Origin of the sequence: Cellulomonas hominis (genome assembly GCF_014201095.1) — a bacterium.
In the GTDB taxonomy this organism is placed as follows: Bacteria; Actinomycetota; Actinomycetes; order Actinomycetales; family Cellulomonadaceae; genus Cellulomonas; species Cellulomonas hominis.
Genome location: NZ_JACHDN010000001.1, coordinates 883,110 through 900,449 on the forward strand (window position 1 = coordinate 883,110; position 17,340 = coordinate 900,449).

General features: G+C 72.9%; 17 protein-coding genes. 3 read left to right on the forward strand and 14 right to left on the reverse strand.

The window, feature by feature from the left end; all coding sequences use genetic code 11:
• Nucleotides 1-51 precede the first annotated feature (51 nt).
• From HNR08_RS04115 to HNR08_RS04125, 3 genes are read right to left on the reverse strand one after another with little or no spacing between them, the layout of a single operon-like run.
• Nucleotides 52-963, reverse strand: a complete 912-nt coding sequence (locus HNR08_RS04115) for a carbohydrate ABC transporter permease (RefSeq protein WP_246802990.1) — start codon at nt 961-963, stop codon at nt 52-54.
• Nucleotides 957-1,970 carry an ABC transporter permease gene (locus HNR08_RS04120; protein WP_146835414.1) on the reverse strand — a complete coding sequence of 338 codons (1,014 nt, stop codon included), beginning with the start codon at nt 1,968-1,970 and terminating at the stop codon, nt 957-959. Before HNR08_RS04120 ends, HNR08_RS04115 begins: the two co-directional genes overlap by 7 nt.
• A complete protein-coding gene (locus HNR08_RS04125; RefSeq protein ID WP_146835411.1) occupies nt 1,967-4,318 on the reverse strand; it encodes a beta-xylosidase/alpha-l-arabinosidase in 2,352 nt (783 codons plus the stop codon). The genes HNR08_RS04120 and HNR08_RS04125 overlap by 4 nt, the downstream gene beginning before the upstream one ends.
• Nucleotides 4,319-4,514: 196 nt before the next feature.
• On the opposite strand from HNR08_RS04125, the gene HNR08_RS04130 reads away from it, so the two are divergent.
• From HNR08_RS04130 to HNR08_RS04140, 3 genes are read left to right on the forward strand one after another with little or no spacing between them, the layout of a single operon-like run.
• Nucleotides 4,515-5,534: a LacI family DNA-binding transcriptional regulator gene (locus tag HNR08_RS04130; protein ID WP_146835408.1), complete on the forward strand. Its 1,020-nt coding sequence runs from the start codon at nt 4,515-4,517 to the stop codon at nt 5,532-5,534.
• 4 nt (nt 5,535-5,538) lie between these two features.
• On the forward strand, nt 5,539-6,951 hold the full coding sequence (locus HNR08_RS04135; RefSeq protein WP_146835405.1) for a serine hydrolase domain-containing protein: 1,413 nt from the start codon (nt 5,539-5,541) through the stop codon (nt 6,949-6,951).
• A gap of 13 nt (nt 6,952-6,964) precedes the next feature.
• On the forward strand, nt 6,965-8,986 hold the full coding sequence (locus HNR08_RS04140) for an alpha-glucuronidase (protein ID WP_146835402.1): 2,022 nt from the start codon (nt 6,965-6,967) through the stop codon (nt 8,984-8,986).
• A 7-nt stretch (nt 8,987-8,993) separates the two neighbouring features.
• Here the strand turns inward: HNR08_RS04140 and HNR08_RS04145 are convergent, their stop codons facing one another.
• From HNR08_RS04145 to HNR08_RS04195, 11 genes are all read right to left on the reverse strand, one after another.
• Complete coding sequence (locus HNR08_RS04145; RefSeq protein WP_146835399.1) at nt 8,994-9,719, reverse strand: hypothetical protein; 726 nt, start codon at nt 9,717-9,719, stop codon at nt 8,994-8,996.
• Between the two features lie 98 nt (nt 9,720-9,817).
• Nucleotides 9,818-10,219, reverse strand: a complete 402-nt coding sequence (locus HNR08_RS04150; RefSeq protein WP_146835397.1) for a hypothetical protein — start codon at nt 10,217-10,219, stop codon at nt 9,818-9,820.
• Nucleotides 10,216-10,614 (reverse strand): SseB family protein, encoded by a 399-nt coding sequence (locus HNR08_RS04155; RefSeq protein WP_146835394.1) that lies wholly within the window; start codon nt 10,612-10,614, stop codon nt 10,216-10,218. Before HNR08_RS04155 ends, HNR08_RS04150 begins: the two co-directional genes overlap by 4 nt.
• Entirely contained in the window at nt 10,611-11,186 is a 576-nt protein-coding gene (locus HNR08_RS04160) for a hypothetical protein (RefSeq protein ID WP_146835391.1), read from the reverse strand. The genes HNR08_RS04155 and HNR08_RS04160 overlap by 4 nt, the downstream gene beginning before the upstream one ends.
• Complete coding sequence (locus HNR08_RS04165) at nt 11,183-12,616, reverse strand: WXG100 family type VII secretion target (protein ID WP_146835388.1); 1,434 nt, start codon at nt 12,614-12,616, stop codon at nt 11,183-11,185. Before HNR08_RS04165 ends, HNR08_RS04160 begins: the two co-directional genes overlap by 4 nt.
• On the reverse strand, nt 12,613-12,990 hold the full coding sequence (locus tag HNR08_RS04170) for a hypothetical protein (RefSeq protein ID WP_146835386.1): 378 nt from the start codon (nt 12,988-12,990) through the stop codon (nt 12,613-12,615). Before HNR08_RS04170 ends, HNR08_RS04165 begins: the two co-directional genes overlap by 4 nt.
• Nucleotides 12,991-13,084: 94 nt before the next feature.
• Nucleotides 13,085-13,360 carry a hypothetical protein gene (locus HNR08_RS21240; RefSeq protein ID WP_146835383.1) on the reverse strand — a complete coding sequence of 92 codons (276 nt, stop codon included), beginning with the start codon at nt 13,358-13,360 and terminating at the stop codon, nt 13,085-13,087.
• A 485-nt stretch (nt 13,361-13,845) separates the two neighbouring features.
• Nucleotides 13,846-14,190: a hypothetical protein gene (locus tag HNR08_RS04180; protein ID WP_146835380.1), complete on the reverse strand. Its 345-nt coding sequence runs from the start codon at nt 14,188-14,190 to the stop codon at nt 13,846-13,848.
• 74 nt (nt 14,191-14,264) lie between these two features.
• Nucleotides 14,265-15,260 carry an IS481 family transposase gene (locus HNR08_RS04185; RefSeq protein ID WP_183834795.1) on the reverse strand — a complete coding sequence of 332 codons (996 nt, stop codon included), beginning with the start codon at nt 15,258-15,260 and terminating at the stop codon, nt 14,265-14,267.
• Nucleotides 15,261-15,324: 64 nt separating this feature from the next.
• Nucleotides 15,325-16,041 (reverse strand): GTPase family protein, encoded by a 717-nt coding sequence (locus HNR08_RS04190; RefSeq protein WP_146838675.1) that lies wholly within the window; start codon nt 16,039-16,041, stop codon nt 15,325-15,327.
• A gap of 71 nt (nt 16,042-16,112) precedes the next feature.
• A complete protein-coding gene (locus HNR08_RS04195; RefSeq protein WP_146838673.1) occupies nt 16,113-16,937 on the reverse strand; it encodes a hypothetical protein in 825 nt (274 codons plus the stop codon).
• Between the last annotated feature and the right edge of the window lie 403 nt (nt 16,938-17,340).

Below are 17,340 nucleotides of genomic sequence, written 5' to 3' on the forward strand. Positions count from 1 at the left end.
TGGATCGTCGTCGATCTGCGCACCGCCCGGGGGTCCCCGCGCGGCGTGGACTCACCCCTTGACGGCCCCGAGCATCACGCCCGAGACGAAGTACCTCTGCACGAACGGGTAGACCGCGAGGATGGGCAGCACGGTCAGGGTCATCGTGACGGCCTTGATGTTGGAGGCGACCTGCGTGATGTTGTCGGTCGAGCCCCCGCCGACGGACGCCGCGGTGCTCGCGGACGCGAGCAGGTTCCGCAGGTACACGGTGACCGGGTAGAGCTCCTTGTCGTCCATGTAGAGGAACGCGGCGAACCAGGAGTTCCAGAACGTCACCGCGTAGAACAGCAGCATCGTGGCGACCACCGCCTTGCTCAGCGGGAGCACGATCCGCCACAGCCGGCCGTAGGTGTCGAGGCCGTCGATGGCCGCGGCCTCCTCGAGCTCCTCCGGCTGGTTCTCGAAGAACGACTTCATCACCAGCAGGTTGAACACGCTGATCGCGTTGGGCAGGACGATCGCCCACAGGGTGTTCTTGAAGCCGAGCTGGTTGATGAGGATGTAGTTCGGGATCAGGCCGCCGTTGAAGAACATGGTCAGCATCGCGGCGCCGATGAAGAACGTCCGCCCGCGCAGCCCGCGCTTCGACAGCACGTACGCGTAGGTCGTCGTCAGGACGATCGCGATGCTCGTCGCCACGACCGTGTAGACGACGGTGTTCCGGTAGTTCAGCCAGAACAGCCGGTCCGCCATGACCCGGCCGTACGTGTCGGTGTTGAACCCGCGGGGCCAGAACGACACCTCCCCGCGGGAGATGTACGCCTCGGAGCTGAACGACTGCGCGATGACGTTCGCGAACGGGTACAGCATCACCAGGCACACCAGCACCAGCACGGTCGCGTTCGCGACCCGGAACACCCGGTAGCCGCGGCTGTCCTTCACCACCGTGGGGCGCAGCGCCCGCGTCGTCGACGTCACCACAGGCTCGTCCCCACTGCTCGGCGCGAGATCGCGTTCGCGGACAGGATCAACGTCAGGCCGATGACGGACTCGAACAGCCCGATCGCGGCGGCGTAGGAGAAGTTCCCCGAGAGGATGCCGAGGCGGTACAGGTACGTGGAGATCACGTCGGCCGTCGGGTACGTCAGCGGGTTGTACAGCAGCAGGACCTTCTCGAACCCGACCGCCATGAACGTGCCGATGTTGAGGATCAGCAGCGTGACCATCGTCGGGCGGATGCCCGGCAGCGTGACGTGCCAGGTCTGCCGCCACCGGTTCGCCCCGTCGATCCGGGCCGCCTCGTAGAGGTTCCCGTCGATGCCGGACAGCGCGGCGAGGTAGAGGATCGTGCCCCAGCCCACCGTCTGCCAGACCTCGGAGCTCACGTAGATGGTGCGGAACCACCCGGGCTCCTGGATGAACGCGATCGGGTCGCCGCCCAGCGCCGTGACGATGTGGTTCACCGTGCCGTTCAGCGACACGAGCTGCAGCACCATGCCGGCGACGATGACGATCGACATGAAGTGCGGCAGGTAGGAGATCGACTGCAGCACCCGCTTGAACGCGCGGAGCCGGACCTCGTTCAGCATCAGCGCCAGCACGATCGGCAGCGGGAAGCAGACGAGGAACGTCAGGCCGCCGAGGATGAAGGTGTTCCGGAAGACCTGCCAGAACTGCGGGTCGTTGATGAACATCTCGAAGTACCGCAGGCCGACGAACTCGTCGCCGAACATCGAGCCGCCCGCCCGGAACCGCCGGAACGCGATGGCGTTGCCGGCCATCGGCAGGTACCGGAAGATCGCGAAGAACAGCAGCGGCAGGACGGCGAGGGAGTAGAGCTGCCAGTCGCGGCGCAGGGCCGTCCGCCAGGGGACCTTGCCCGCGGCGCGGCCGCGCGGGCGCGGCGGTCGGGCGGCGCGGCGGCGCCGGGACGCGGGGGGTGCGTCGGCGCGGGGCGGGGCCGCCGGGGGCGACGCCTGGACCGTCACGACCGCACCGCCTCGGCGACGCGCACCGCGGAGGTCGCGACGAGCACCCGGTCGGGGCCCACGCGGCGCCGGCCGCCGACGAGCACCAGCGGCACGGCGCGGTGCACGTCCGCGCTGGACCGCGCGACGCGGAGCTCGACGTCGCCGGGCTCGACGACGAGCCCCGCGCCCGGCCCGGCTCCCGGCCCGGCGTCCAGCCCCGCGAAGGCCGTCAGGTCCGCGTGCACCGCGAACGTCACCGCGGCCTCGGCCCCGGGCGCGAGCTCCACCCGGCGGTACGCCACCAGGCGGGACTCCGGCCGGGTCACCTCGGCGACCGGGTCGTGCAGGTACACCTGCACCACGTCGGCGACCGGGCGGTCGTGCGGGTTGCGGAGCACCACCTCGACGCGCACCTCGCCGTCGACCGGCCAGCGCTCCGCGTCGCAGGTCACCTCGCCCCAGTCCGGCTCGGCGTACGACGTCCCGTGCCCGAAGGCGAACAGCGGCGTGGGGTCGAGGTGCGACACCTCGGTCCGGCGGCCGAGCGGGGGCGCGAGGTAGGTGGACGGCTGCGAGCCGGGATCGCGCGGGATGCCGACCGGCAGGTGCCCGGACGGGTCCACCGCCCCGGTCAGCACGCCCGCGATCGCGGGACCGCCCTGCTGGCCGGGGAAGAAGGTCTGCACCAGCGCGCCCGCGCGGCCGGCGAACGCCCCGAGCGCGTACGGCCGGCCCGAGAGCACCAGCACGACGACCGGGGTCCCCGTCGCGAGGACGGCCTCGACCAGCGCGTGCTGCTCGCCGGGCAGCCGCAGGTCCGCGACGTCGTTGCCCTCCCCGGAGGTGCCGCGGCCGAACAGCCCGGCCTGGTCGCCCACCGCGACGACGGCGACGTCCGCGGCGGCCGCGAGCGCGACGGCCTCGGCGAACCCGTCGCGCCCGGGTTCCTGCACGGCGCAGCCGGGGGCGTGCGTCACGTCGCCCGCGTGGGCCGCGCGCAGCGCCGCCAGCACCGTGGGGATCTCGATGCCCATCGGGTGCTCGGGGTGGTGCACCCCGACGTGCGCCGGGAAGGAGTAGCAGCCGAGCATCGCGTACGGGTCGTCCGCGAGCGGCCCGAGCACCGCGAGCCGAGCGTCGGGGCGCAGCGGCAGCGTGCCGCCGGCGTTCTCCAGCAGCACGACGGCCTCCTGCGCGAGCCGCAGCGCGGTCGCCCGCTGCTCCGGCCCGTCGAGCTCCGGCTCGCCGGCGACGTCCGGGGACCAGGCCGGGTCGAGCAGGCCGAGCTCCACCTTCTGGGTGAGCACGCGGCGCAGGGCGCGGTCGACGAGCGCCTCGGGGACCTGCCCCGCGCGCACCGCCTCGATCAGCGGCTCGCCGTACGTGTGCACCGAGGGCAGCTCGACGTCGACGCCGGCCGCGAGCGCCCGGCCCGCGGCCTCGCCGTCGCTGCCCGCGACGCGCTGGAGGGTGCGCAGGAACGCGACCGCGAAGTAGTCGGCGACGACGACCCCGTCGAAGCCCCACGCATCCCGGAGCAGGCCGGTCAGCAGCCGTTCGTCCGCGGCGGCGGGCACGCCGTCCACCTCGGCGTAGGAGTTCATCACCGAGCGCGCCCCGCCCTCGCGCAGCGCGGTCTCGAACGGCGGGTAGAAGACGTCGGCCATCTCGCGCGGCCCCGCCGACACCGGCGCGTGGTTGCGCCCGGCCCGCGAGCCGGAGTACCCGGCGAAGTGCTTGAGCGTCGCGACGACGCCGGCCCCCTCCAGCCCGCGCACGTACGCGGCGCCGACCGTCCCGACCAGGCACGGGTCCTCGCCGATGGTCTCCTCGACGCGCCCCCACCGGTAGTCCCGGACGACGTCGAGCACCGGCGCCAGGCCCTGGTGGACGCCGACCGACCGCATCGCGGCGCCGATCTGCGCGGCCATCTCCTGCACCAGCGACGGGTCGAACGTCGCGCCCCAGGACAGCGGCACCGGGTACGCGGTCGCGCCCCAGGTGGCGAATCCCGCCAGGCACTCCTCGTGCACCTGCGCCGGGATGCCGAACCGGCTGGCGGCCACGACGGCGCGCTGCGCCCGGGCGAGGGACCGCGCGCCCTGCACCGGGTCGACCGGCGCCGTCCCGAAGGGGCGGGTCAGCTGCCCGAGCCCGTCGGTGACCACCTCGTCGAACGGCCGCGCGTGCCGGGTCATGTCGCCCTGGTGCGGGGCGACGTCGCCGCCGGAGGCGTCCGCGCCGACCCAGAGCCCGACGAGCTGCCCGACCTTCTCGCGCAGGGTCATCGCCGTCACGAGGGCCTCGACCCGCTCGGGGACCGGCCGGCGCACGTCGCGCCAGACCGGGGGTGCTGCGTCGCTCATCTGGAGTCCACTTCGTCGTGGGGCCGGGAGGCGACTCGCGTCGAAAGTTGCGATATCGCGACCGATACTGTTTCCCGGGAACCGTAGGGGCGGCCCGCGACATCCGTCAAGCACGCGCTGACTGGGCCCTCGTTCTGCGACCGATGCGCTACAGTCGGTACCCGGTGCGCGACACCGACAGTTTCGAAGGGGAACCATGCCGAGAGGGCGCACGACGATCGCCGACATCGCCAGCGAGGTGGGCGTCTCCATCCCGACCGTGTCGAAGGTGCTGAACGGCCGGACCGACGTCGCCGAGGCGACGCGCGCCCGGGTGGAGGCGGCCCTCGAGCGGCACGAGTACCGCAAGCCGGTCGCCACCCGGACGGGTGGATCCGGCGTCCGCCTGCTCGACCTCGTCTTCCACGAGGCCGACAACCTCTGGTCGCAGGAGATCATCAAGGGCGTCGAGCAGGTCTGCGGGCCCGAGCGCGTCGGCGTGGTGCTCTCCGAGCTCGGCGGCTCGCACCGCCCGCCCCAGGAGTGGATCGACGACGTCATGGCGCGCCGCCCCCTCGGGGTGCTGCTCGTCCTGTCCGGGCTCGACGCCAAGCAGCGGCACCAGCTCAGCTCGCGGAACATCCCGTTCGCGGTCGTCGACACCCAGGGCGAGCCGCCGGCCGGGGTGCCGACCGTCGGCTCCAACAACTGGAACGGCGGCCTGTCCGGCACCCGGCACCTGCTCGCGCTCGGCCATCGGCGGATCGCCGCGATCTCCGGCCCCGACGACATGCTGTGCTCCCGGGCGCGGGTCGACGGCTTCCGCAGCGCCCACGACGAGCTCGGCGTGCCGTGGGACCCGGCGCTGATCCGCTGGGGCGGCTTCGACGCCGAGAGCGGGTACCGGCACGGGCTCGACCTGCTGCGCGGGCCGGACCGGCCCACCGCCGTCTTCGCCGGCTCGGACTACCAGGCGCTCGGCGTGCTGCGCGCGGCCCGCGAGCTCGGCCTGCGGGTGCCCGAGGAGCTGTCCGTCGTCGGGTACGACGACCTGCCGATCAGCCAGTGGCTCGACCCCGGGCTCACCACCGTGCACCAGCCGCTGCGGGAGATGGCGTCGATGGCCACCCGGATGCTGCTCACCCTGGCGGCCGACGGGCTGCCGCCGTCGATGCAGGTGGAGCTCGTCACCGAGCTGGTCATCCGCTCCTCGACCGCGCCCCCGGCGGCGGGCTAGGCGCGTGGCGGTCCCGGAGGCGCACGGGCTGCCGACCGGCGCCCTGCTCGCCCTGCTCGACGCCCTGGAGGGCGCGGGCCTCGACCCGCACGCCCTGGTCGTCGCCCGGGACGGCGCCACGCTGCTGCGCGCCGCGTGGGCCCCCTACGACCACCGCCGCGCCGCGCTGGTCTACTCCGTCTCGAAGTCCGTCACGGCCCTGGCCGTCGGCCTGCTGGCCGACGAGGGCCGGCTCGCGCTGGACGACCCCGTGGACCGGCACCTCGACCTGCCGAACCCGCACGGGCTCACCCTGCGGCACCTGCTCACCATGTCGACCGGGCACAGCCGCGCGCAGACGCTCGCGATGCCGCCGTCCGCGCGCGTCCTGCTGGCGACGGCGCCCGCGCACCCGGTCGGCTCGCGGTTCGCGTACAGCTCGCCCGCCACGGCGACCCTCGGGCGGGTGGTCGCCGCCGTCGCCGGCGAGCAGCCCACCGCCTACCTGCGGCCGCGGCTGCTCGAGCCGCTCGGGATCGGGGACCGGTGGTGGCGGCATCTCGACGGCGTCGAGGAGGGGTTCTCCGGGCTGCACCTCACCGTGGACGACCAGGCGCGGATCGGGGGCGCGCTGGCGGGTGGGCGGTGGGGCTCCGTGCTTCCGGGCGGGCTGGTGGCGCAGGTCGCGGGGCTGCGGGTGCCGACGGGGGGCGGCGGGGGCGGCGGGGGCGGTGGGGGCGACCGGCCCGGCGACGAGCCGGACCCCGCCGCGCCCGACTGGTCGCGCGGCTACGGCTACGGCGTCTGGCACGGCCGGCACGGCATCCGGATGGACGGGGCGTACGGCCAGCTCACGCTGGTCGTGCCGGAGACCGGGGTCGTCGTCGCCTACCAGGGCGCGACCACCGACACCCAGCGCCTGCTCGACGTCCTGTGGCTCCTGGTCGAGTCCTTCCGGGACGGCCCGCTGCCCCCGGCCGACCCGGCGACCACGGCCCGCCTGGCCGACCGGGTCGCGGCGCTCGACTCCTGGCCCGCCGCGCTGACGCCGCACCCCGACCCGGGGCCGGACGCGACGGGATGGACCCTCGCCGACGCGGGGCCGGCGTCGTGGCGGCTGACCGTGCCGCCGACCACGCGGCGACCCGGCGGCTCGCTGGACCTCACCCCCGACCGGTGGACGCCCGGCACGCTCGCACCCACGCGCGGCGCGCGGCTGCTGCCGGTCGCCGCGCGCGCCGAACGCCGGCCCGACGGGTCCGTGCGCGCCCAGCTGGTCGTCACGTCCTCGCCGCACCGGGTGCTGCTGACCCGCTCCCCCGACGCCGCCGACGCCGCCCTCGGTGCTCGCTGGCACACCGCGCCGCTCTGGCGGCCCGACCTCGCGACCCTGCTCGTCCCGCCGCTCGTCGCCGGCACCGCGCCCGGCCCGACCTGACCCACCCGGAGCCATGACCCCCGACACCGACACCGCCGTCACCGTCCACCCCGCCTGGCTGCCCGACGCCGCCACCGCCCCGCTGCGGGATCTCCCGTCCGCGGTGCTGGGCGCCGGACCGTGCCTGGAGACCGTGCGCTCCGAACTCGGCCGCGCCGTCCCGGTCCCCGAGGCCGCCCTGGTCGTCGCCGACGTGGGCGCCGTCGCAACCCCGTCCGACGTGGGCCTCGCGACGCTGCCCGACGTCCCCGCCGGCGGGCACGCCATCGTCCGCGCCCCTGGCCGCACGGTCGTGCTCGGCGCCGACGGCCCCGCCGCGCTGCGCGGCCTGTACGCGCTGGCCCGGTCCGTCGCCCTGGCGCGACTGGGCGCCCCGGCGCCGGCCGCCGTCACCGTCAGCGCCCCCGAGCAGCCGCTCCGGATGCTCGACCACTGGGACAACGTCGCGGTGCACCCCGTCATGGGCCAGGTCGAGCGCGGCTACGCCGGCGGGTCGATCTTCTACGCCGACGGCGAGGTCCGGGCCGACCTGGGCCGGGTCCGCGCCTACGCCCGGCTGCTCGCCGCGACCGGCGTCGAGGCCGTGGGGATCAACAACGTCAACGTGCACGCGCGCGAGGCGCGGCTGCTCACCGACGGCCTGGGCGACGTCGCCCGGATCGCGGACGTCTTCCGGGCGTACGGGATCCGTTGCTTCCTGTCGGTGTCGTTCGCGTCGCCGCGGCTGCTGGGCGGGCTCGACACGGCCGACCCGCTCGACGCCGGCGTCGTCGCCTGGTGGGCGTCCGCGGCGGACCGGGTCTACGCCGCGGTGCCCGACTTCGGCGGGTTCCTCGTCAAGGCCGACTCCGAGGGCCAGCCCGGCCCGTTCGCCTACGGCCGCAGCCACGCCGACGGAGCGAACATGCTGGCCGACGCGCTGCGCCCGCACGGCGGCACCGTCCTGTGGCGGGCGTTCGTGTACGACCACCGGCAGGACTGGCGGGACCGTCGGACCGACCGGGCGCGCGCCGCGTACGACCACTTCGCGCCCCTGGACGGGACGTTCGCCGACAACGTGGTGCTCCAGGTCAAGCACGGGCCGATGGACTTCCAGGTGCGGGAGCCGGTGTCGCCGGTGCTCGCCGCGATGCCGCGGACCCGGCTGGCGCTCGAGCTGCAGGTCACGCAGGAGTACACCGGCCAGCAGCGGCACGTCTGCTACCTGGCGCCGGCGTGGGGGGCGGTGCTGGGGTTCCGGCTGGACGGGTCGAGGACGGTCGGGTCGCTCGTCGCCGCGGGTGGCGGGGTCACGGCCGTGTCCAACGTCGGCGACGACCCGTTCTGGACCGGCCACCCGCTCGCGCAGGCCAACCTCTACGCCTTCGGCCGGCTCGCCTGGGACTCCACGCTGCGCCCCGAGGACATCCTGGACGAGTGGATCGCGCTGACGTTCGCCGCCGCGTCCCCGGTGGCGCTGACACGGATCCGGGCCGTGCTGCACGCGATGATGGACGACTCCTGGCTGCGGTACGAGGGGTACACCGCCCCCCTGGGCGTCGGGTTCATGGTCACGCCCGGGACGCACGGCGGGCCGTCCGTCGACGGGTACGAGTACTCGCCGTGGGGGACGTACCACTTCGCGGACCGGGACGGCATCGGGGTCGACCGGTCGACGGCCACCGGGACCGGGTACGCGGGGCAGTACCCGTCGCCGTGGCGCGAGACGTACGAGTCGGTCGAGACGTGCCCCGACGAGCTGCTGCTGTTCTTCCACCACGTGCCGTACTCGCACGTGCTGGCGTCGGGGAAGACGGTGATCCAGCACGTGTACGACTCGCGGGCGGACGCGGTGGAGTCGCTGGACGGGGTCGAGGCGGCGTGGGAGTCGCTGGTGGACCTGGTGGGGTCGGCCGTGCCGGCCGCGTTCGACGCGCGGGTGCGGGAGCGGCTGGCCGTGCAGCGGGAGTCGGCCGTGGAGTGGCGGGACCAGGTGCGGAGCTACTTCTGGCGGAAGTCGGGGGTGCCGGACGCGTCGGGGCGGGGGATCTACTGACGGTCGCTCACGTCCGGGCGAGGCGGGCGACCAGCTCGTCGCTCCCCGCCTGTCCCAGCGTCGTCGTCTCCCCTCCGTCGCCGAAGTGGCGCAGCACCCTGGCCACGCCCGCGGCGTCGACGGCGGACGCCTCGGTGCGGATGGGGATCTCCCCCCGCGGCCCTCGCGGGAACCGCCGGCGCTCGCGACCCGAGACGGTCACTGCCGCGGACCCGCTCGCCAGGACCACCACCAGGTCGGTCGGCCGCGACGGCACACTCACCGCGGCCAGGTCCGCCCACCCCACCCGGTAGCTCTGATCCCGCTCGCGCACGGTGAGGCGGGTCGGAGTCAGCCAGACGCCGGCTCGCCGCACGCGGACGGCCTGACGCGCCCCGGCGACCACGAACCCGAGTCCGACGAGACCGACGACGACCGCCAACCCCGAGGACATCGCGCCGCCCGCACCGAGTCCGGCCGCGGCCAGGAACAAGGCCCCGGGCCACGCCGTCATCCCGGCCGTGAGCAGCCCATGTGCGGGGTGCTCGCGCAGGACGGTCGCACTCTCGTCGCCGAGTCGGCCGAGGCCGATGCTCCCGCGCGGCCCCTCCCCCCGCTCCTGGCGGTCCCGGACAGCACGACCCGCCCGGAGGATCGCTCCGACGCCGACGATCCACAGGCCCAGCACGATCAGCGGTACCGCGGTTCGTCCGAGCACGACGAGCAGGGCACCGAAGGCGCAGATCCCGATCATCACGGGAAGCTCGCGCCGTCGAGCAGCGCGGAGCCACGGGTCCGTGTCCGCGTCCGGGGCGCTGGACTCCGCACCGGAGTGGTGAGACGGGCGATTGATCATCCGAAGATCGACTCCCAAGCGTCGGACAGGCCGTCACCGACGGCCTCGGCGGCGTTCCGCGCGGCGGCGGCCCCCTGCTCCGCGAGATCGAGGACAGCCTTGCCGCTGTCGAGGACGTCACGCGCGCCGTTCGCCAGCGCGGCGCCGACGTCCCAGCTGCTCTCCAGCAAGCCGTCGACGACTCCGGAGGTGAAGATGCCCACTGCGCCGCCGACGACGCCTTCCACGACCAGGCCGACGACGTTGCCGTCGGGCATCCGGGCCGCGAGCCGGCTGCGAGTCTCCGGCCCCACGCAGACGACCTTCAGATCCATCGCCGCCCAGCCCGGCGGCGTCGCCAGCGCGAGGGCCTGACGGATCCTCCGGGACTGCTCGGGGGTCAGGGGCGCGGGACTCATCGGTCGGGCGTGGCCTCCCGAGCGCGGAGGGCCACCGCCTGCACGGCGTCGGGGAACAGCTCGAACCCGACCTCGTGACCTGGGTTGACCACGAGCCCGTGGCCGCCGGGCATGCGCAGCACCAGGTCGCGTCCGGTCATCGTCAGCGCGAACCGCGCCTGGTGCGACACCTTCGCCGTGAGCTCGAGCGAGGTGAACACCGCCAGCATCGGGATCTCCCCGCGGTCGAACAGCACGGGGACGAAGCCCTCGAAGTTCGGTCCCACCGCGCCGCCGCTCGGCACGACGAGCTCGGAGCGCAGCAGGGCACCGAAGACGTCGACCGCCTCGCCCTGCATCCCGCGCCTGATCAGCGACTCCAGCTCGGGCCCGGTCATCGCGGCATCGCGCGTCATGCGTCCCCCCTGCGTCTGTCCGACTCGGTCTCGGTACGACGCCCGTTGGCGTCGAGGTACTCCACGACGTACTCGTCCGGATCACAGCGCCACGGCGACGCGGGGTCGATCACGACACGCCGCCGACCGCTCGCCCACCGCAGACGCCGTGCGACCGAACCCCAGGTCAGTTCGGAGACATCGCGCCGGTCCGCGAGTGCCGCCTCGGCGTCGCTGTAGAGCACCAGGTCGGACCGATCTTCCGGGTCGGTGTCGACTCCGAGCACATCGTGGTGCAGGAGCGCGATGGCGAACGACCGGTCGTCGAGGAGCCCGTCCGCGTACTCCCGGAGAAGCGTGGGCGCGGATGTCCCGGTGAGCCGGCGTTCCTCCGCCCGCCACCCGGGAGCCTCGGCGTCGGCCTCGTCCTCTCCGATCGGAGATGCGATCACGTTGCCTTCCACCCACAACGTCCCGCACCTCGAACAGCGCCACATCCGCAGCCACTTCTGGAGATCGTCGACGAGGAATGGCTCGTGCCGCCCCGCCTGCGCCAGCGCCGTGCACACCTTGCACGGGGGTCCCGCTGTCACGGGAACCTCCTCAGCGGCAGCCAGGTCCCGTCGGGTCCGAGCTGGAAGAGCAGGCTCCCGTCGGGCACCGGTGGCGCACCGTCGAGCACGAACTCGCGAGTCGGGTTGACCAGGTAGCCACCGGTGCCCGGGTGCCCCGGAGCATCCTCGATCTTGAGTGCGGTGTGCCCGCCCTCGAGGTAGTGCGGGTGCCCGGCCGCGTCGACGAGCTCAGGAACTCGCGGCGCGAGGCCCTCGCGAGGGAACGCGATCCCGAACACCTCCGGACCGTCGGGCGCGGGCCGGACGATCACGGCGTCCTCGATGCTCGGGGCGAAGCCCGTGCCGCGGAGGACGTCGTGCGGCGTCTGCAGCTGCATCGCGTCCTCGGCGGTCATGTGGAAGAACGCACCACGACCGCTTCCCAGGCGGGACTCGCTGCCGGTGTAGAACTCCACGATGTCTCGGCTGAAGAACGAGACGCCCCAGTCCGGTTCTATCGCCCGATACGCAGGATCCGGGATGGTCCAGTGCAGGCGCTCCGCCAGCCCGCCCGTCGCCGCTGCCGCGCGACCGCCCGCAGCGATCTCCTCGGCCGCAGAGAGCCCACGCAGGGCACGTGAGGCGGCGCCGGCACCTCCGGCAGCGGTGAGCGCGAGGTCTGGCGCGAGCTGACCCCACCACTGCGCCGGCCGGTCCCGGAGGAGGTCGAGCTGCGCTAGCTGCTCCGACGTCCCGATCGGGTCCTCGGTCAACGACGCGTACGTGTCGAGGCCGCCCTGCCACATCGCGGCGCCGTCCCGCATCAGCCCCTCGGGGTCGATCAACAGCCGGAGGCTGTTGAACTTCACCAGCATGTCGGTGATGCCCGTGACCCAGGACCACATCCCCTGAGCGAACTCCCCGAGATGCCACCGGCCGTCGCGAAGCCCGGCGGACAGCTCGTCGAGCACGGCCGCTGCCGCACGAGCCGATGCGGCGACCTCGTCCTGCGCGGAATCGAGAGTGCGCTCGGCAAGGTCTCGCAACCCGGAGCCGGAGTCGGCCGCGACGCCGCCGCGGCCCGTGAGCATCGCGCCGGATGGTCCGACCTCGGCCTCACGAAGCGCGCGGCCCCGCTGGTAGAGCCGGACGGCTGTGCCGGCAACGCCCTGAGCCCACTCGAGCGTCTGGGCGTGCAGCAGGAGCGTCGACCCCGCCGCGGCGTGGATCTGCGACACGGCGTCGAGCGTCTGCGCGAACTGCTCGCGGCGACCGGCCCAGCCATCCGCGGCGTCGCCCGTCCACGTCGTCGGGTGCGCGCCCCGTAGGTCCTCCGCCTGCTGGGCGAGAGCCCGGGACTGCTGCTCGAGCAGATCCGCGTCCCCCCGCAGCGCCGCGGCGGAGCCCGGGACCAGGACCGTCGGGTCGGAGCAGGTGGCGAGCGTCGCACCGAGCGAGGTCGCCGTCATCCGACGGACCCGGTGAGAGCCGAGCCGAGCTGGCGCGCCCGGGCCTCGACCGCGATATCGACCTCGGTGTAGGCGTCGGCCGTCCCGCGCAGCTCGAAGCCGGCGTGCTCGATCTCGCTGGCGAGGCCGTCGATGAGGTAGGAGAACCGCTGCGCCCAGCCGGTCGCGGCGGTCGGCAGCGAGTACCCGTACTCCTGGGCGGCCTGCATCGCGCGGCGCTCACCGACGGAGACCACGCGGTCCGCCAGACCTAGCACCATGTTGGCCGTCGCCCGCAACGCGTCGATGTCGACGGTGTACCCACCCGCGGCGAGGATGCCCCCCGACCCCGCGGCGACGGCACCCTCGCCGTCGTGCGCCATGCTGCTGCTCACCGCCGCCCCTCCCGATGGTTCACCGCGGGCATCCTATGGGCCGCACGAGCCACGGTCCGGCGCTCTCGCCCACCCAGCCGAAGCACCTACGCCGTCACGTCCCCCGCTTGATCGCCGCGGTAGCGAGGTGATCGGCAGCCTCCGACAACCGCAGCCCCACGATGTCCAGCCACCGCAGCACCTCCCGCCGCCGCAGCACCCCCGACGTCAGCGGCTCCGCCAGCAGCCGCGCCATCGCCTGCTGGTACTGCGTCCGCACCGGGGCCTTCTCGGCCGCGAGCACCGACACCGACACCCGCCCCACGTCCGGCCGCAGGCACTCGGTCGCTGCCCGCAGCGCCGGCACCCCGACCCGGATCCCCTCGAGCACCGACACCCACCCGGGCGCCGGCCGCACCCGTACAGGTCGACCTCCCGCACGAGTCCCGCAGGTTGTCGGGTACGTCGTCGACCGCCCGCGAGTACGTGAACAGGTCCTCCCTGTCGAACCACGAGGTCAGCGCGCGGGCCAGCGACTCGACGACGTGCGCCCGCCAGGCGTCGCCCTCGTGCTCGACGGCCGCGACCTCCTCCCGCGCGCCTCCCCGGCCGAGACGGTCCCCCGCGCCGGCCGCAGCAGCGAGCAGTCGCGGTGGCGAGATGAGGTGCGGGGCTACTTCTGGCGGAAGTCGCGGGCGAGAGACGAGTGCGGGAGCGGCGACGCCCCGCGGACCCAGATCCTTCTGACGTGAGTGTGCTGTAGTCGAAGTGACGTGGCGGCGGCGTGAGCGGCAGACCCACGCACGTATCGCGCACGGGCGCGATCACCGTCAAGCGACGGCGGTGCAGCCTGTCCCGAGGGTCGGCCTCATCCGACTAGGCGAGGTCCTCTCCGCGGCGGTTCCTCAACCCGTCGGTGAACGTGGCGACGAACGAGCGCACGGCGTCCATCTGGCTCAGATCCACCTTGCCGACGAAGACCTGCTCGCACGCGTATCGCCAGCTCTCGCCCGCGACAGCCGTGATCGTCGAGGCGACCGCCGCGTTGATGACCTGACCCGGACCGGGCACTAGCCCGACGAGCGACGCCGCGAGCCGGACACCGCCCTGCTTGGCGCCCGCGGTGATCAGCGCTGCGGCCGACGTCGCCTCACCCTTCGGGATGCCGTAGAGCGTCGCGATCTTCGCCATCAGCGCGAGCTGGGCGGGGACCAGGACCACGGCGTCGGAGCCAGGCAGCGGAACCGCCCCGACGCCACCGGATAAAACCGCTGCTCCGGCGATCCACGTCCGGGCTAGCTGTGATGTCCAGGGAGGTTGGTCAGTCGGGTGATCGGTGGCCGGCCGCCGATGGCGGAGTGGGCGCGGTGGTGATTGTAGAAGTGCAGCCAGCCGGGAAGGGCCGCGCGGCGCTGGTCTTCTGAGCCGTAGAACCGGGCGTAGGCCCACCCGTCGGCCAGGGTGCGGTGGAAGCGTTCGATCTTGCCGTTGGTCTGGGGCCGGTAGGGGCGGGTGCGCTTGGCGGTGATCCCGAGGTCTGCGCAGCCCTCGCGCCAGGCGTGGGACATGTAGGCCGAGCCATTGTCGGACAGGACGCGCTCGACGATCACGCCGTGGTCGGCGAACCAGGCCGTGGCGCGTTGCAGGACCCCGATCGCGGTCGTTGCCTTCTCGTCGGCGTGGATCTCGATGTAGGCGACGCGGGAGTGGTCATCGATCACGGTGTGCAGGAACGCGGTGCCGATGTTCGGGTGGCCCTTGCTGGTGCGGCCGGTGCGCACCGCGGTGGCGGCCTTGTTCTTGTCACCTTGCTGCTTGCCGACATAGCGCCAGCCGCCGCCGTCGGGGATGTTGCCGAACTTGGTCACATCGACGTGGATCAACGCGCCGGGGTGGTCGTGCTCGTAGCGGCGCAGCGGCTCGCCGGTGACCCGGTCGATCCGAGACAGCCGGTTGATCCGGCAGCGGACCAGGACCGCGTGGACCGTGGACGCCGGCATGCCCAGGCGACCGGCGATCTGGACCGGGCCGAGCCGGTGACGCCAGCGCAGCGCCACGATCTGACGCTTGACGCGCTCGGGCGTCCTGCTCGGGCTGCGGTGCGGGCGGCAGCTGCGGTCACTCATCCCCGCTGGCCCCTCGGCCCGGTAGCGAGCGGCCCACTTCGCTGCGGTTCGAGGACTGACCATGAACATCTTCGCCGCGCTCGAGCAGGTCCAGCCCTGCTCGACGACCAGGCGCGCCAAGCGGAGCCGGGTCTTGGGAGTCAGCGTCGCGTTAGCGTGGGACACGAAGGCCTCCAGGGTGTGAAGCGGTTCTCGACAGCTCCACTTCACAACTGGGGGCCTTCACCTGTCAGGCCGACTCACCGCCGCCAAGCGGGACAACCTCCCTGGACATCACAGCTAGCCGACGCTTCGTCGACTGATCGATGCGCTGCGCTGCCTCGAGAGCTTCGCGACGAGCGACCGGGACGACCCGCCGAGTGCGCTCCAACAGCTCGAGCAGTCCGTGCTGCTCTCCCCACGGGGGCGGCGCGGCTGAGGTGAGGACGGGAACGCCGTCGACGATCGGAAGATCCATCGCCCGAACTGCTTCGACGAACTGGAGGGCGCGCGGGTCGACCTCGTCCCCGGGCCGTCGGTCCTGGCCGGTGACGACCACGATGACCGGGAGCCCGAGCGCCGCCAGCTCGCGGATGAGTTCCTTGCGCCCATCGTCCAACCGGTGGTCACGGATCACGAACCAGGCGACGTCCATCCGCGCGCGGCCCTTGCGCGAGAGCTCCTTGCGAAGGTCTCGAAGGGGCTTGCGTTCGCCGGTCTCGTACCCCCGCCCGTCCCAGATGCAGAGCGTCCCGGTCGGGTTCACGTATCCCGTGAAGGACTGGGTGACGGGCTCACCGACGCCGGTCGGAGCTGTCTCGTCTCCGAACACCGCGTTGACGAGCGACGACTTCCCGGCACCCGTCGGCCCGAACACCGCGATGTTCACCTGCCCGAGGTCCGCCGCGGGATCTGCGAATCCCTCTGCGACCTCGGCGTCGTCGTGATCGCCCGCGACGTCAACCATCTAGACCTCCTGTTGCCGATGTGACGCACACTAGAGGCCGAGTCGGACAGCGACGCGCGAAAACGCCCGACCTAGCTCCACAGATCTACAAGTCGAGCTCGTGCCTTCTTGGAAGCGGGGAGTCGCACGTACCGATCGGTGCCGGCACGGTAGATGCAGTCGATGCCGTACCGGTGCAGGTACGCGATGTCGGGCTGCGTCGGCCGCTCCGGGAAGAGCGCGCCCGCAATAGCCGGCGTCGGTTCCAACTCGGGGCCGTAGTGAAGGAGCTGCGCGAGCGCCTGGCGGACATAAGTTCGATCCGCGGAGCTCTTGGCCTCGATGAGCTCCGTGTGGCTGCCGAAGTCGAGACACAGATCAGGCATCCCCGCGGGGGTGGGCTGTCGACCGACGGCGACGTTGCCGGGAAGTGTCGCGGCGTAGGCCTGCACCAATGTCCCCTCCCCCCGGAGGACCACCCGCTCGCCGGGGGACACCTGGTAGCTCGTCGACGTTGTGTATACCTGCTCGATCGCCAAGAAAGGGCTCGTGGACTTCTTGTCGCCCTCGAGGGCGAGCGCGAGCGCCAGATCCTTCGCGGCGTAGTCCTTGCCGTGCGGTGCCGGCAGATCTAGGTGCAGCACGTCGATCACCGCCTGAGCACGCTCCGCGTCGTACACCGCCATCGACTGGAAGTGGTTCGTCTCCTTCAACCCGAGCGCCCGGTTGACGACCGCGTACGGGACGCTGAGCCGCTCGAACTGGGTCACGGCGTAGATGTGCCGGTAGGTGCCCTTGTCCGGGTGCGTCGTCCACATCGCGGCGGCAAGGCTCGCGTTCTCGAAGCGGTAGCCGACGACGCCGATGGCCCAGACCTCGTTCTGGCCGGTGAAGAGGACGACGTCACCTTCGTGCACGCGGTTGATCTTCGCCGTGTTGTGCTGGTAAGTGCCCCAGAAGTGGGCCAGCCCGTCCGGGTGGCGCGCTTCGAGCTCAGCGCGTGCCGGGTGGTCAGCGCGCTGGCGTACGGCTCTTCCCTGAACGGGATCTTCACGTCGAGAGTGCGCTTGAGGTTCTCGCGCCCGTCCTTGTGGCCGCGAGAGGGGTGAACCAGAACCGTCGTCATCAGAGCACGCCGTCTTCATCGTCGAGAGCCGCCGTGCGCTGCTACGACGGGCGCGACTCGTAAGTGCGCACCCCCGCGAACACGACATGGTCGACCGATGGATCGGCGATTCACCCCGGGATCTGAACGTCCCATGGACCGCCCGAGAGCACCACGTCGTGACATTCACTCGATCGGCCCACCGCAGCCGCGGA